Origin of the sequence: Actinomyces oris (assembly GCF_001937445.1) — a bacterium.
GTDB lineage: Bacteria > Actinomycetota > Actinomycetes > Actinomycetales > Actinomycetaceae > Actinomyces > Actinomyces acetigenes.
The window spans coordinates 1-14,299 of the sequence record NZ_MSKS01000038.1; the positions used below are offsets into that span (position 1 = coordinate 1).

At 67.2% G+C, this 14,299-nt stretch carries 12 protein-coding genes; 8 read left to right on the forward strand and 4 right to left on the reverse strand.

What is annotated here, in order from left to right; translation table 11 throughout:
• Window positions 1-143: 143 nt before the first annotated feature.
• Window positions 144-1,457, forward strand: a complete 1,314-nt coding sequence (locus BKH20_RS10375) for a threonine/serine ThrE exporter family protein (protein WP_178388592.1) — start codon at window positions 144-146, stop codon at window positions 1,455-1,457.
• 104 nt (window positions 1,458-1,561) lie between these two features.
• Here the strand turns inward: BKH20_RS10375 and BKH20_RS10380 are convergent, their stop codons facing one another.
• The gene (locus BKH20_RS10380; protein ID WP_256693140.1) at window positions 1,562-3,334 is read right to left on the reverse strand and encodes an aspartate:alanine exchanger family transporter; all 1,773 of its coding nucleotides are present in this window, start codon (window positions 3,332-3,334) and stop codon (window positions 1,562-1,564) included.
• Window positions 3,335-3,626: 292 nt separating this feature from the next.
• Here BKH20_RS10380 and BKH20_RS10385 point away from each other — a divergent pair, with 292 nt between their 5' ends.
• From BKH20_RS10385 to ilvC, 3 genes are read left to right on the forward strand one after another with little or no spacing between them, the layout of a single operon-like run.
• Window positions 3,627-5,411 (forward strand): acetolactate synthase large subunit, encoded by a 1,785-nt coding sequence (locus BKH20_RS10385; protein ID WP_075391002.1) that lies wholly within the window; start codon window positions 3,627-3,629, stop codon window positions 5,409-5,411.
• Between the two features lie 5 nt (window positions 5,412-5,416).
• The gene (gene ilvN / locus BKH20_RS10390) at window positions 5,417-5,929 is read left to right on the forward strand and encodes an acetolactate synthase small subunit (protein WP_075391031.1); all 513 of its coding nucleotides are present in this window, start codon (window positions 5,417-5,419) and stop codon (window positions 5,927-5,929) included.
• 9 nt (window positions 5,930-5,938) lie between these two features.
• Complete coding sequence (gene ilvC, locus BKH20_RS10395; protein WP_004565332.1) at window positions 5,939-6,970, forward strand: ketol-acid reductoisomerase; 1,032 nt, start codon at window positions 5,939-5,941, stop codon at window positions 6,968-6,970.
• A gap of 79 nt (window positions 6,971-7,049) precedes the next feature.
• Here ilvC and BKH20_RS10400 read toward each other — a convergent pair whose 3' ends face one another.
• Both BKH20_RS10400 and BKH20_RS10405 read right to left on the reverse strand, forming a co-directional pair.
• The gene (locus BKH20_RS10400) at window positions 7,050-8,309 is read right to left on the reverse strand and encodes an MFS transporter (RefSeq protein ID WP_075391003.1); all 1,260 of its coding nucleotides are present in this window, start codon (window positions 8,307-8,309) and stop codon (window positions 7,050-7,052) included.
• A complete protein-coding gene (locus BKH20_RS10405) occupies window positions 8,306-8,926 on the reverse strand; it encodes a TetR/AcrR family transcriptional regulator (protein ID WP_075391004.1) in 621 nt (206 codons plus the stop codon). Before BKH20_RS10405 ends, BKH20_RS10400 begins: the two co-directional genes overlap by 4 nt.
• A gap of 116 nt (window positions 8,927-9,042) precedes the next feature.
• On the opposite strand from BKH20_RS10405, the gene BKH20_RS10410 reads away from it, so the two are divergent.
• Window positions 9,043-10,110, forward strand: a complete 1,068-nt coding sequence (locus BKH20_RS10410) for a 3-isopropylmalate dehydrogenase (RefSeq protein WP_075391005.1) — start codon at window positions 9,043-9,045, stop codon at window positions 10,108-10,110.
• A gap of 67 nt (window positions 10,111-10,177) precedes the next feature.
• The gene (locus BKH20_RS10415) at window positions 10,178-10,837 is read left to right on the forward strand and encodes a hypothetical protein (RefSeq protein WP_075391006.1); all 660 of its coding nucleotides are present in this window, start codon (window positions 10,178-10,180) and stop codon (window positions 10,835-10,837) included.
• Window positions 10,838-10,871: 34 nt separating this feature from the next.
• On the opposite strand, the gene BKH20_RS10420 is transcribed toward BKH20_RS10415, so the two are convergent.
• Window positions 10,872-11,660 (reverse strand): gametogenetin, encoded by a 789-nt coding sequence (locus tag BKH20_RS10420; RefSeq protein WP_256693141.1) that lies wholly within the window; start codon window positions 11,658-11,660, stop codon window positions 10,872-10,874.
• A 125-nt stretch (window positions 11,661-11,785) separates the two neighbouring features.
• Between BKH20_RS10420 and BKH20_RS10425 the strand changes: the two genes are divergently transcribed.
• On the forward strand, window positions 11,786-12,961 hold the full coding sequence (locus BKH20_RS10425) for a branched-chain amino acid aminotransferase (protein ID WP_075391008.1): 1,176 nt from the start codon (window positions 11,786-11,788) through the stop codon (window positions 12,959-12,961).
• A 179-nt stretch (window positions 12,962-13,140) separates the two neighbouring features.
• On the forward strand, window positions 13,141-14,277 hold the full coding sequence (locus BKH20_RS10430; protein WP_075391009.1) for an LCP family protein: 1,137 nt from the start codon (window positions 13,141-13,143) through the stop codon (window positions 14,275-14,277).
• The last annotated feature ends 22 nt before the right edge of the window (window positions 14,278-14,299 follow it).

Below are 14,299 nucleotides of genomic sequence, written 5' to 3' on the forward strand. Positions count from 1 at the left end.
AGAAACGGTACGGCCGCCCGTGTCCAGGCCCGAACTGACATCGAGGCACAAAACGGTGCACCATTGTCTCTGTGACTCATAGCGACCTCCCTTCCACTCCATCGGGCAGCAGCCATGAACCGAGTCTTGATGCCGATCGGCTCATGCAACAGTCCGGCGTCGTACTGCACCTGGGGCGGCTCATGCTCGCTGCCGGTGCCGGCTCCTACCGCATCAAGTCCTCCATGGCCAGAGCCGCCTCGGCGGTCGGTCTTGACCGTCACGAGGCGACTGTGACGATGACCGAGATCGTCACCTCTTCCTACGTCGGCAACCGTTTCCGCACCGAGGCCTGTGAGGTGCGTTGGGTCGGCGTCAATGTCGACCGTTTGGAGGCACTGCGCAGGATCGTCCACGATCTGCGTGCACACGAGACCGTTGAGCATCTCGAGGCCAAGCTTGAACAGGTCGAGAAGATGCACGGCCGCTATAACGTCTTCGCCAACGCCGCAGCATCGGGTGTGGCCTGTGCCGGATTCTGCTTCCTCAACAAGGGCGGTTGGGTCGAGTGCCTCACGGTGCTCGTCGCGGCATTCCTGGGACAGCTCATTCGCAGACAGATGCTTGAGCGCCACTACCAGCACTTCTTCACCTGGCTCGTGTGCGGCGTCGCGGCGTCGGGCACCTACATGGGCGTCGTCACCGCGCTGAACGCTTCTGGTGTGGTGTCAGGAAACCACCAGGGCGGCATTATCTCTGCGATCCTCTTCCTCATCCCGGGTTTCCCGATGGTCACCGCTATGCTCGACCTGTTCCGACAAGACTTCTCCTCGTCCCTCTCGCGCAGCGCCTACGTCCTCATGGTCATGGCTGCGGCGGGCGTCGCCGTCTGGACTGTGACCTTCGTCTTCCGTTGGGATGTTGCAGCGGCCAGCGACGCCACTCTTAATGGACCTCTTCTCTACGTTCTGCGGTGCTTCTGCTCCTTTATCGCCGCCTACGGATTCGCCATGCTGTTCAATGCGGGTGTGAAGGCCAGCATGCTGGCTGCGGTGGTCGGGGCCCTGGCCAATACCGGCAGACTGCTTCTCATTGACGTCTTCCACGTGCCATGGCAGCTCGCGGTGGGACTGGCTGCGGTCACGATTGGGCTGCTCGCCCAGCTCTTCGTCTCCCGCGCGTCCCTGTCCCGGGTAGCTCTTTCCGTTCCCGCTGTGGTCATCATGATCCCCGGGGTTCCCTTCTACAGGGCTATCTCTGCGCTCAACACGCTCTCTGTGGACAAAGGGGGCGTCGACGTCGGTGACGCGGCTACGAACCTGGCTGAGGTCTTCTTCGTCATTACGGCTATCGGCGTCGGTCTCGCCTTGGCGCGCATCATCACCGACCACAACTGGCGCCACGACGTGGCCACCTCGGAGCACATCACGCTGCCTCGCACACACGTTGAGGCGGCGGAGCAGCCTCTGGAGGACTGACGTTCGGTCTGCAGGCTCCCAGCTGAACAATGGTGGCCCGCCGCTGACATTCAGCGACGGGCCACCATCGATGATGCGAGACCGGTGAGCCTGCGGTGAGCGGGTCACAGCCCGCCGAGGACCTGCGCGATGAAGATCTTGGCGATCATGGCCACGGGATAGACCATCGCGTACCCCAGCGCCACTCGGGGGTCGGCGCCGGTGCGCTCGTTGGCGAAGGCTAGAATCGCAGGCTGGGTCTGGGCGCCACCGATGAGGCCGGACAGGCGAGTGCCACCCATCTTGACGATCCAGCGCATGGAGGCGTAAATCCCCAGCCCCACAACGGTGGTGACGACGAAGCCGGTGACGAAGATCCTCCACCAGTCGCCTCCGGTGAACGCGTGCGCGATCTCCCCACCGGCCTTGGTACCCGCCTGAGCGAGGAAGACCAGGAGCCCGAACTCCGAGAGCACCGCCGTCGCGGTGAACGGCATGGCGGTCACGAACTTCCCGATGCGGCCGATGCGCCCGAAAATGAGCCCGACCAGGAGTGTTCCGGCTGCCGACCCGATGGAGAAGGTGGCGCCGGTGGGCGTGAGGAACTTCCACTCACCGATGAAGATGCCCAGTGCCATCCCCAGCCCCAGTGCCACCGGGTTGATGGAGGACAGCCCTCGCGAGGAGTCGCCGAAGTATGCCGAAATCTCCTTCATGCGTCCGGTCGGGCCGACGACGCGCACCCGGTCTCCCTGCTGCAGCACCAGATCCGGAGTGCCCACCATGTCCACGTCGCCGCGGCGCACCCGCGAGATCGTCGCCCCGAAACGGCTGTCGATATCCAGGTCACCGATGGTGCGGCCGGCCAGCTTCGGGTCCGAGACCGTGATACGGCGGAAGTCGAGGTACTTGCGGTCCTCGATGAGTGAGTGCGACGAGCCGTGGCCCACCGCCTTGATCGCCTGATTGACGGCATCCTGGGTGCCGACGACGGTGATAAGATCGTCTTTGTACAGCCGGTCGTCATTCTTCGGTCGGGTGATCGGGCCCTTCTCGCCCCGACGCAGACGAGAGAATCGCAGCTGCCCCGAGATCGAGATGGTCTCAACGATGTTGCCCAGGAGCGGGCCGTCCTCGCGCTCCACTCGGATGGTGCGGTTGATGAGCGGGGAGGGAGTGTCCTTGTCACTGCGCCGGTAGCGCAGCGCCAGCAGACAGAAGAACAGCATGCCGATGACACCGTAGAGGTAGGTGACGGCATAGGCCACGGTGGCGTCACCTGGTCCTGCCTTGTCGCCGGCCATGGCAGCGGCGTTACCGGCTGCGGCCAGGGCGGGCGTGTTCGTCACGGCACCGGCGAAGGCCCCCGCGATCATCGCCGCCTTGAGCCCGAGGAGACGCCCCACGCCCACGGCCGCCAGGGCCGCCACACCCAGAACGCCCAGGAGAATGGTCAACGGTCCGCCGGCGGTTCGGATGACGTGGAAGAAGTTCGGCCCGGACTGGATGCCGATGGCGAAGGTGAAGATCGCCAGCCCCAGTGTTCCCAGCTCTCGGGGAACCTCGATCGGCGTTGCGGCAGACGTTCCCCAGGCCGCCAAGGCGATGCCGCAGAACAGGACGGCCGCTGCGCCCAGGCTCACACCCTTGATCTTGACGTGTCCCAGCAGCATCCCGGCGCCGACCAGGAGGAACAGGACGAGAACCACGTTCTCGGACAAGTGGTGCAGGACGTTGGCATGCGCCACCTTCCAGATCAGCAGGGCGGTACTGCCGATCAGGAGGGCCGTCGCCGGGACGCGTATGCTCCTGCGCCTGGCGCGCCAGAGCAGCAGCCCGGAGCCAGTCATGAGGAGGACGATGACAACCGGGTTGTCCAACAGATAGTCCAGGACCATAGCCACGTCGCTAGTGCCGCCTTCCGTGTCGCCGCTGAAAGTGACGCAGCGGACGTTTTGTCAGGAGTAATAGGAGCATTGTGTCATCTCCACCTGCACTGATGGCGTACCAAGGTCCGTGATCCGCGAGGGAGTGGAGAAGCCCCTCGCGTGGAGAACGGTCATGCCACCGGGTTCGTGATTCCACGATGTGAGATTGTGGCCGTCTCATTATGACTCTGTGCGGAGACTGATCTAACGTTCATTACCCGGCAGGTCGCCGGGCAGTAGGCACGGAGAAGGAGAGCGAGTGATGACATGCGATGACGCTCCCGCACGTCAGGGCCAACAGGTCATGACAGGCGCCCAGGCTCTGGTGCGCGCGCTGGAGGAGCTAGGCGTCACAGACATCTTCGGGATGCCGGGCGGTGCCATCCTGCCCTTCTATGACCCCCTGCTCGCCTCGACGAAGATCCGCCACGTCCTGGTGCGTCACGAACAGGGCGCTGGTCATGCCGCCGAGGGCTATGCCATGGTCACCGGTCGCCCCGGGGTGTGTGTCGTCACGTCCGGTCCCGGAGCCACCAACCTCATCACCCCCATCGGTGACGCCCACATGGACTCGGTGCCCATGCTGGCCATCACCGGGCAGGTCGGAAGCCGTGGAATCGGGACGGACGCCTTCCAGGAGGCCGATATCGTCGGTGCCACGATGCCCTTCGTCAAGCACTCCTTCCTCATCACCCGTGCCGAGGACATCGTCCCGCGCGTGGCTGAGGCCTTCCACATCGCCTCAACCGGGCGCCCCGGCCCGGTCCTCATCGACATCTCCAAGGATGCCCAGGAGGGGGCCACCGAGTTCGTGTGGCCCCCGGCCCGAGACCTTCCCGGCTACCGCCTACCGGGCAAGCCCAACCAGCGGCGCCTGGCTCAGGCCGCCGAGGTGATCTCCGCGGCCGAGCGACCCGTCCTCTACCTCGGCGGTGGCTTGAGCCGGGCGCAGGTTCCCACCGAGGAGCTCGCCAAGCTCATCGAGCTCATCGGAGCACCCTTCGTCACCACTCTGACCGCCCTGGACGTTATGCCCAGTGAGCACCCGCTCAACCTGGGGATGCCGGGCATGCACGGCACTGTGGCCGCTGTCGGGGCGCTGCAGCGGGCCGACCTCGTCGTCTGCCTGGGAGCCCGCTTCGACGACCGGGTCACCGGTAGACCGGGCACCTTCGCCACCAAGGCCTCGGTGATCCACGTCGACGTCGACCCCGCCGAGATCTCCAAGATCCGCACCGCCGACGTCCCGATCGTCGGGGATCTGGCCGACGTCGTTCCCGCACTGAGCGCTGAGTTCCGCGAGCACGTCGCCGCCGAGGGGCGGGCGAACATCGCCCCGTGGCGCAGTGAGGTCGAGCGCATCCAGTCCACTTACCCCACGGACTGGACCGATACCGACGACGGGCTGCTCCAGCCTCAGGAGGTCATCACCCACCTCGACCGGGCCGCCTCCGAGGACACCATCTGGGTCACGGGCGTGGGCCAGCACCAGATGTGGGCAGCCCACTATCTCACTTTCCGCCACCCTCACACCTGGCTCAACTCGGCCGGCGCCGGCACCATGGGCTACGGCCTGCCCGCCGCCATGGGTGCCAAGGAGGCCTGCCCCGACCGGCCAGTGTGGCTGATCGACGGGGACGGATGCTTCCAGATGACCAACCAGGAGCTGGCCACCTGCACCCTCAACAACATCCCCATCAAGGTCGCCATCATCAACAACTCCTCGCTGGGGATGGTGCGGCAGTGGCAGACGCTGTTCTACGGGCAGCGCTACTCCAACACCGACCTGCATACCGGGGCCGGAACGAAGCGGATTCCCGACTTCGTCAAGATGGCCGAGGCCTACGGGGCCGTTGGGCTGCGGTGTGAGCGCCTGGAGGACCTGGACGACGTCATCGCCCAGGCCAATGCCATCAACGACCGCCCCGTCGTCGTCGACTTCATCGTCTCCGCGGACGCCCAGGTGTGGCCCATGGTCGCGGCCGGGGTGTCCAACGACGAGATCCAGCACGCCCGCGGCATGAGCCCGGTGTGGGAAGAGGAGTGAGCGCCGTGAGCGAGAAGCACACGCTGTCCGTCCTGGTGGAGAACAAGCCCGGCGTCCTGACCCGGGTCTCGGCGCTGTTCACGCGCCGGGGCTTCAACATCCACTCCCTGGCCGTGGGGCCCACCGAGCACGAGGACATCTCGCGCATCACGGTGATTGCCGACGCCGAGGGACTGGCCATGGAGCAGGTCACCAAGCAGCTCAACAAGCTGGTCAACGTCCTCAAGATCGTCGAGCTCGACCCCGACACCTCGGTCGAGCGCGAGCTCTACCTCATCAAGGTGCACGCCGATGACACCAATCGCACGGCGGTGCTCCAGGTCGTCGACCTGTTCCGCGCCCACGTCGTGGACGTCGCCCCCACGTCGGTGGTCATTGAGACCATCGGCTCAGAATCCAAGGTCAAGGCTCTACTGACGGCTCTCCAGCCGTACGGTGTCAAAGAGATTGTCCAGTCCGGTGCCGTGGCGATCACGCGCGGCCCACGATCCATCACCGATCAACTCAAGGAGAAGTGAGAAGCAATCATGGCAGCTGAGAAGTTCTACGACGACGACGCCGACCTGTCCGTCATCCAGTCCAAGAAGGTCGCCGTCATCGGCTACGGTTCCCAGGGGCACGCTCACGCTCTGAACCTGCGCGACTCCGGCGTGGAGGTCGTTGTCGGCCTGCGCGAGGGCTCGGCCTCTGTGGCTAAGGCCGAGGAGGCGGGCCTGCCCGTCAAGCCGATCGCCGAGGCCGTGGCCTGGGCCGACGTCGTCACCGTCCTGGCCCCCGACCAGGTGCAGGCCACCCTCTACCGCGAGGAGATCGAGCCGAACATCAAGGCCGGCTCCGCCCTCCTGTTCTCCCACGGCTTCAACATCCACTTCGGCTACATCAAGCCGTCCGCGGACATTGACGTCGTCATGGTGGCCCCCAAGGGGCCCGGCCACACCGTGCGCCGCGAGTTCGAGTCCGGCCGAGGCGTGCCCGTGCTCGTCTGCGTGGAGCAGGACGCCTCCGGCACCGCCTGGGACCTCGTCCTGTCCTACGCCAAGGCCATCGGCGGTACCCGCGCCGGCGCCATCAAGACCACCTTCCGCGAGGAGACCGAGACCGACCTCTTCGGCGAGCAGTCGGTCCTGTGCGGCGGCGTCTCCAAGCTCATCCAGTACGGCTTCGAGACCCTGGTCGAGGCCGGCTACCAACCCGAGATGGCCTACTTCGAGGTCTGCCACGAGATGAAGCTCATCGTGGACCTCATCAACGAGGGCGGCATCTCCAAGCAGCGCTGGTCCTGCTCCGACACCGCTGAGTACGGCGACTACGTCTCCGGCCCGCGCGTCATCACCCCCGAGGTCAAGGAGCACATGAAGGAGGTCCTGTCCGACATCCAGGACGGCACCTTCGCTAAGCGCTTCATGGACGACCAGGCCGCCGGCGCTCCGGAGTTCAAGAAGCTCCGGGCCGAGGGTGAGGCGCACCCCATCGAGGCCACCGGCCGCGAGGTGCGTTCCATGTTCGCCTGGCGCGCCGACGTCGACAAGGACTACACCGAGGGCTCCGTGGCCCGCTGAGGACTTGTGATCCGTTGACAACGGGCGGTGCCCCGATGGCCTGACGTCATCGGGGCACCGCCCACGTCGTGCGACGCCACTACTGGGGTGAGGCGAGCCGGCGTCGCTGGAGGCGAACGGTGAGAGCCACCAGGGCCATGACCGCGCCCATGAGGCCCACGAGCAGGGCGGCGCCGCGTCCCGGGCCGATGCCGACGACAGCCCCCAGACCAGTGGACAGCGGCTGTCCGGGCTCCAGCAGGGGTTGGAGCACATGGTCCACCAGGACTCCGGAGCACAGGTAGGCCACCAGGTAACCCGTCTGGGTGACCAGGCTGATCGTGCCCCAGGTGCGTGCCTGCCGAGTGTTGTCGACCTGCGTGCGCACCAGGACCTCCGCACCCGCCTGGGACAGGGGCAGGCAGGCGAAGGTGAGGAACCCGCAGGCGGCCACCCACCAGGCGCCCGGCCCCAGGGGGACCAGCGCCATGGCGGCGCCGGTCCCGGCCAGCCCTGCGGCGAGCAGCGTCGTGGGCTGGGCGCTCTTCCAGGCCGTGACCAGGGCCGCGCCCACGAGCATGCCGGTGGCGGCCACCGTCTCGACCACCCCCATCTCGGCGGTGCTCACGGTGGGCAGGAGAATCGGCTTGATGAGAACCTGGATGACTCCGATGGCGAGGGTCGCCAGCGTCATGAGGACCACGAGAGCGCGCAGACCGGAGGAGGCGGTGATGGTCCTCCAACCCGCCATGACGTCGCGGTCGTCACCGGGCTGGGACGCTGCGCGTTGCGAGGCACCTGCTGCCAGAGCCTGGCGCACTGTCATGGTGCACGCCACGGTGACCAGGCAGGTGCTGGCGTCCAGCAGCACGAGACCCCGGGGGCCGACAAAAGGCATGAGGAACCCCGCCGCGGCCGGCGCCAGCAGGTACTTGGCAGCGGAGGCGAGCTGGAGCAGACCGGAGGAGCGCACGTAGTCCTCCTCGGTCACCAGGTCGGTGACGCTGGCCCGCAGCGCCGGCTCGGTCAGGGCCGCCAGGCAGGAGGAGGTGACGGCTCCTGCGCAGATCCAGCCCAAGGAGGGCCGGGGCGAGGACAGGGCCGTCAGGATGACGCCAAGCCCGAGAATCGAGCCGGCGTCACCGATCATCATCATCAGGCGGCGGTCGTAGCGGTCTGCGAGGACCCCGGCCAGGGGTGCCAGAAGAACAATGGGGGCGAAGGCGCTCATCTGGACGGCTGCCACTGAGGATGCCGTCCCGTAGGTGCGCAGAATGACGACGGCCAGGCCGAAGGTGCTTAGGCCCGTTCCCAGCGAGTTGATGAAGGAACCCAGGACCAGCAGTCCGACGTGCTTCATGGCTCCGCCTTCGTCAGGAAGCCGAGGCTGCCGGGCGCGGCACCCAGGAGGGTCTCACTGGCCCAGATGAGGGTCTCTTGGCGGCGGGCGAGCTCAGCAGGGCTGGGCTTCATGATGTCCTGGTCCAGGAGGATGCCCGAGGCGCTCAGCAGCAGCTCGATGACGTCATGGGGACGCTCGGTGGTGAAGGTCCCCTCGGCCACCCCCTGGGTGATGACCTCGGCCAGGACCGGGGTGAGGTGCTCGATCATCGCCGTGATGGACAGCAGGTGGAACTCCGCGTTGCCCGGCGCGTGGAACTGGTCGACGAGGTCGGTCTCGGTGTCCACCAGCCTCATCGCGCTCATGATCGCTGCGAGCTTGTCGGCCGCCGGGGCCGATGAGGCGGCGATCTCGCGGGCCTGCTGCTCGACCTGGTGGACGATGCGCAGGACCAGGGCCTTGAGGATCTGCTCCTTGCTGGGGAAGTGGTAGTAGAGCGTCCCCTTGGCGATGCCCACGATCCTCAGGATGTCCTCCATGGTCGTGGGTTGAAAGCCCTTGGTGGTGAACAGGGTGTGGGCGGCGTCGAGAATCTCCTCGCGACGTTGCGCGGTGGGGCGGTGGATGCGCGGCATGGCTCCTCCTTGGTGTGTCGGAAACAGACTAACCGACCGACGGTCGAGACGCGAGTGCGCACATCCGTCATGCGGACTCTTTGTCTCGCATCCTGATCCTGCCCTAAGGTGGCCCCATGACGCAGACCATCAAGCTGGCAGTAATCCCGGGTGACGGCATCGGTAAGGAGGTCGTCCCCGAAGGGCTCAAGGTCCTCGAGCGAGCGCTGGAGGGAACCGGGGTCACGGTCCGTCCCACCACCTTCGACCTGGGGGCCGAGCGCTGGCACCGCACCGGCCAGACCCTCACCGACGAGGATCTCGAGGCCATCAAGACCCATGACGCCATTCTGCTGGGAGCTGTCGGCGATCCCTCCGTCCCCTCCGGTGTGCTCGAGCGCGGCTTGCTCCTGCGTCTGCGCTTCGCCCTGGACCACTACGTCAACCTGCGTCCCTCGGTGTACTACCCGGGCGTGCCGACGCCGTTGGCCGATCCCGGCGACATCGACTTCATCGTGGTGCGCGAGGGCACCGAGGGCCTCTACTGCGGTAACGGCGGCGTCGTGCGCCAGGGCACGGCGCACGAGATCGCCACCGAGGTCAGCGTCAACACGGCCTACGGGGTGGAGCGCCTGGTCCGCTACGCCTTCGCCAAGGCCCAGGCCAGGGCGGCCAAGCACCTCACCCTCGTCCACAAGCACAATGTGCTCGTCCACGCCGGCGACCTGTGGCGGCGCACCGTGGAGGCCGTCGGCACCGAGTACCCCGAGGTCACCGTCGACTACTGCCACGTGGACGCCGCCACCATCTACATGGTGACCGACCCCGGCCGCTTCGACGTCATCGTCACCGACAACCTCTTCGGCGACATCCTCACCGACGAGGCCGGCGCCGTGACCGGCGGCATCGGACTGTCGGCCTCGGGCAACATCAATCCCGAGAGGGCCTTCCCCTCCATGTTCGAGCCCGTCCACGGCTCGGCCCCGGACATCGCCGGTCAGGGCAAGGCGGACCCGACCGCCACGATCAGTGCGGTGGCCCTCATGCTCGACCACCTCGGGCTGCCCGAGGTCGCGGCGAAGGTCGAGGCCGGAGTCACTGCGGACATGGCCACTCGGCGCGGCGGCGCCCAGCGCTCCACCAGCCAGATCGGTGACGCCATCGCCGAGGCGGTGACGGCCGGGGCCGATACGTCATCGCTTTGAGACCCTATGGCCCTCTTCGTGTCCGCAGCGTGATCGCAGTGCGCGAGCGGGCCGTTACATTCCGAGTATGTCGCTACTCGGTCCCCGACGTCGGACAGCCGTTTGCCTCCTGCTCGCCGGCCTCACCGGCCTGTGCGGCTGCGACGTCCTGACCGACGCCCCACTGACCGACTCCGAGATGTCCGCCTTCCTGGCTGAGGCGGACTCGCACGCCACCCGATCGCGGGGACGGGCCTTCCAAGCGACCGCGGTGGCGGCAGCGGATCAACGCTCCGCCATTACGGAGGCCCTGTCGCTCTCCCGGGTCCGGAGCGATGCCGCCGCGGAGGCCGCGACGCTGGCCACCAGGGTCGGAGCTGTGGCGAGCGACCTGAGCCAGGCCGAGTCCACCGGCCTTGAGGTCGCGAGGTCGGCGCTCGACCAGGCGCTGCAGGGCGAGGACGTCGAGGCGATGACGACGGCGCTCACGAACCTCCGTCACGCCGTGGCTGCGGCCGAGTCCGCGGTCTCGGCCCGGCGCTCCTCAGCCGGGCAGGACCAGGTGGCTGTGCCCGGGGAGGAGAGTCCGCCAGGAGGTCCTGGCAGGGGAGGGGACGGCGAGTCCGCAGGGGCGGACCGGCCGGGGGAGGGGGAGCCCGAGTCCTCCGCCCAGGTCGGCGCCCCGTCCGATAGCGAGCCATCGGGGCCTCAGGACTCCGCCGAACCGGCCCAGGGGCCGCCTTCTTGAGGGGAGCAGTCTCAGGGGCCGTGATGAGACGGGGTCATCCGGTGGTGGAGGCAGCCGGCGTCTCAGACCCGGGTGCCGCCTTCGTGGGCCAGCGGGACTGACCCGACAGGCCGTCCACGGCGATGCCGTGAAGGACGGCGTCCCACGCCGCCTCGTCGAAGACCCCCTGCTGACAGACCTGGGTCACTGACACGGCTGCGCCGTCGGCCGACCACACCCGCACGAAGGCCCTCCCCGCGACCCGGGAACCACGGAGGCTGGCGCTGAAGGCGGTGGCGATACCGGCATAGGGTGCGGAGTGGTTCGTCGCCGTGAGCTCCTCTCGACCGGTTTGCCGGTAGTCCGGGTAGGTCCCCGCCAAGGAGTTGGACCAGTGCTCGGACAGGGCGCGGTCATCGCCGCCGGTGACGAGCAGCGCCGCTGCGCTGGTCACCTCGGCGCTCACCTGGCATCCGGAGGAGGTCGAGGCGTAGGAGCGCGACCAGGATGCCTCCGGGGTTGACGCCGTCGCGGGCCCGGTAGGGGTGGTGCTCCCGTGCAGGGCGCTCGTGGCGGTCGGGGACGCGGTGGAGGCGGTGTAGCCGGGAAGGTCCGGGAAGCTGACCGTGAGTGCGGCTGCCGCCGTGGCCTGGGCGGTCGGCAGCGCGGTGGGCATCACCATCCGGGACGGAGCCGTCGAGGACTGCGAAGCCGTAGAAGGGGAGTCGGGCCCCGACACCGACCCGGCGAGCTGATCCAGGTCCACCTGTGCGCATCCGCTCACCCCGGTCAGGAGGACTGTGCCGGCCACCGCCGCCCGGGCGAACCGGGCTCGTGCACCCATTCGGCGAGTACTGACCGAGGGACGACGAACAGAAGTCATGGCCGGAACCTAGCTCTGAGCCCGCCCGCCTGCCAGCATATGGGAAGGTCGTGTCCGAGTTGTAGCCTCGGCGGTAGGGTGGACCTATGCCCGAGACAGACGCCACCTCAACCGACTTCGCATCCACCTCCTTGGCCCGCGCCGCCGAGGTCCCCGTCCCGCAGGCCGATGCGCTCGCCGGTCGATTCCCCCTGACCGCCAACCCCTCACCCCTCGCCGAGGATGAACGGGCAGCGGTCCTGAGGAGTCTCCACTTCGGTAACGCCTTCACCGACCACATGGCTCACGCCCGCTGGAGGCAGGGCGAGGGGTGGGGCGACTACGGCGTCATTCCCTACGGCAGCCTCAGCCTGTCCCCGGCCGCCGCTGTGCTCCACTACGGCCAGGAGGTCTTCGAGGGCATCAAGGCCTACCGGCACGAGGACGGATCGGTGTGGACCTTCCGCCCCCGCTACAACGCGGCGCGCCTCAACGCCTCCGCCCGGCGCATGGCTCTGCCCGAGCTGGCGGAGGAGGACTTCGTGGCCTCCCTGGTGGATCTGGTGCGCGCCGACGCCGCCTGGGTGCCCTCAGGTGAGGGCGAGTCCCTCTACCTGCGCCCCTTCGCCTTCGCCTCCGAGGCCTTCCTGGGCGTGCGCCCCGCCGCTGTGGTGGACTACTACGTCATCGCCTCTCCCGCCGGCTCCTACTTCCCTCACGGCCTGGAGCCCGTCTCCATCTGGGTGACCACCGAGTACCACCGCGCCGGACGCGGAGGGACCGGGGCGGCCAAGACCGGAGGCAACTACGCCTCCTCCCTGCTTCCCCAGCAGGAGGCCTACGCGCAGGGCTGCGACCAGGTCTGCTTCCTCGACGACGTCTCGCAGAAGAACATCGAGGAGCTCGGCGGCATGAACCTCATGGTCGTCGACGCCGACGGGACCGTGCGCACACCGCGCCTGACCGGGACGATCCTCGAGGGCTGCACCCGCAGCGCCATCATCCGCCTGCTGCGCGACTCCGGGCGGAATGTCCTGGAGGAGACCATCAGCCTTCAGGGACTGCTCGCAGACATCGAGTCGGGCCGGGTCAGTGAGGTCTTCGCCTGTGGAACCGCCGCCGTCGTCGTGCCTCTGGGGCATCTCAAGGGCGAGGGCTTCGACGCCCGCATCGAGGGCAGCGAGGTTACCCGGCAGATTCACGACCGGCTCACCGCCATTCAGACCGGCCGCGCCGAGGATCCCTACGGGTGGATGTATCAGCTCGTGCCTCCTCGTTCATAAAACCACCGACGATATTCCTTCTGAACGTCCAGAAAGATATTGTTTGTGTGACATGAAATGGTGACAATGAGATTGCGGCGGTCTCAGTTGCATCTCATTTCATGAGCGTTTTGCCCGGAATTCCTAAAACAAGGGGATTCCGGGCAAAACGCTCGAGAAATATGTGGTGCCATTGGCTCATGACTCAGTCCCTCCTACCAGAACCCGAAAGCAGTCCTATTGAAAAGGGCGATGCTGAAGCCGCCTCGTCAGGGGCCGACACGACCTCGGCGTGCGGTGCAGGCAGCGTCCTGCGCCGTCCCGGACGAGGATGGAGGATCGCCCTTCTCAGTGTCCTGGCGATCTTCCTGGTTCTGACCCTGGCCACAGGAGGCCTGGCCCTGTGGGTGCGACACTCCATCGCCTCCGGCATCGAGTTCATCGCCGATCCCTTCGCGGGCATTCCCGCACGGGCCCCGCAGCAGAAGGTGGCCGCGGGCGAGGAACCGGCTGTCAACATCCTGGTCCTGGGGACCGACTCGCGCACCTCCGCCTCCGACCCCTCCCAGTGGAAGGAGGGGGCCCAGCGCACGGACGCGATCATGATCGTTCAGGTCAGCGGAGACCGGAAGACGGTCTCAGTCATGTCGATCCCTCGTGACTCATGGGTGGAGATCCCCGGTCACGGCCAGGGGAAGATCAACGCCGCCTACTCCTACGGGGGGCCCTCGCTGACGATCCACACCGTGGAGAACCTCACCGGCATCCACATCGACCACTTCGCGGTGGCGAACTTCGAGTCCTTCGTCGCCCTGACCGACGAGATCGGTGGGGTGCGCATCAACCTCAAGACGCCTCAGACACTCGCCGGCAAGGAACTCGGCGCAGGGGCCCAGGTACTCGACGGGCAGCAGGCCCTGGCCTACACCCGCGAGCGCTCCTCCCTGCCCAACGGGGACTTCGACCGCGTCAAGCGCCAGCAGACCTGGATGCGCTCCATCGTGAGCAGGGTCCTGACCAACGGCACCCTGAGCAGTCCCACGGCTCTGTACTCCTTCCTCAAGACCGCCTCGCGGACAGTCGCCGTGGACGAGTCCTTCACGCTCAACCAGATGCAGTCCCTGGCCCTGGAGACGCGCCACCTCCACAGCAACGACATCAGGTTCATGACCGTGCCGACCGCCGGTACGGGAACCTCCACGGACGGGCAGTCCATTGTCACGCTCGACGCCGACGCGGACACCCCCTTGTTCAAGGCCTTCGCCGAGGACCGGGTGAGCGCCTACCTCACCGAGCACCCCGACGCCGTTGAGCTGCTCCCCGCCACGGTGAACTAGAGGTACGGACACGTGGCTCACG

Bases quoted from the DNA above. Each gene is read 5' to 3' on its own strand.
- BKH20_RS10430 (WP_075391009.1), top strand. From the start codon at position 13,141: ATGACTCAGTCCCTCCTACCAGAACCCGAAAGCAGTCCTATTGAAAAG.
- BKH20_RS10380 (WP_256693140.1), bottom strand. From the start codon at position 3,334: ATGGTCCTGGACTATCTGTTGGACAACCCGGTTGTCATCGTCCTCCTC.
- BKH20_RS10405 (WP_075391004.1), bottom strand. From the start codon at position 8,926: ATGCCGCGCATCCACCGCCCCACCGCGCAACGTCGCGAGGAGATTCTC.
- BKH20_RS10410 (WP_075391005.1), top strand. From the start codon at position 9,043: ATGACGCAGACCATCAAGCTGGCAGTAATCCCGGGTGACGGCATCGGT.
- BKH20_RS10425 (WP_075391008.1), top strand. From the start codon at position 11,786: ATGCCCGAGACAGACGCCACCTCAACCGACTTCGCATCCACCTCCTTG.
- BKH20_RS10400 (WP_075391003.1), bottom strand. From the start codon at position 8,309: ATGAAGCACGTCGGACTGCTGGTCCTGGGTTCCTTCATCAACTCGCTG.
- BKH20_RS10415 (WP_075391006.1), top strand. From the start codon at position 10,178: ATGTCGCTACTCGGTCCCCGACGTCGGACAGCCGTTTGCCTCCTGCTC.
- BKH20_RS10375 (WP_178388592.1), top strand. From the start codon at position 144: ATGCAACAGTCCGGCGTCGTACTGCACCTGGGGCGGCTCATGCTCGCT.
- BKH20_RS10420 (WP_256693141.1), bottom strand. From the start codon at position 11,660: ATGGGTGCACGAGCCCGGTTCGCCCGGGCGGCGGTGGCCGGCACAGTC.
- ilvC (WP_004565332.1), top strand. From the start codon at position 5,939: ATGGCAGCTGAGAAGTTCTACGACGACGACGCCGACCTGTCCGTCATC.
- BKH20_RS10385 (WP_075391002.1), top strand. From the start codon at position 3,627: ATGACATGCGATGACGCTCCCGCACGTCAGGGCCAACAGGTCATGACA.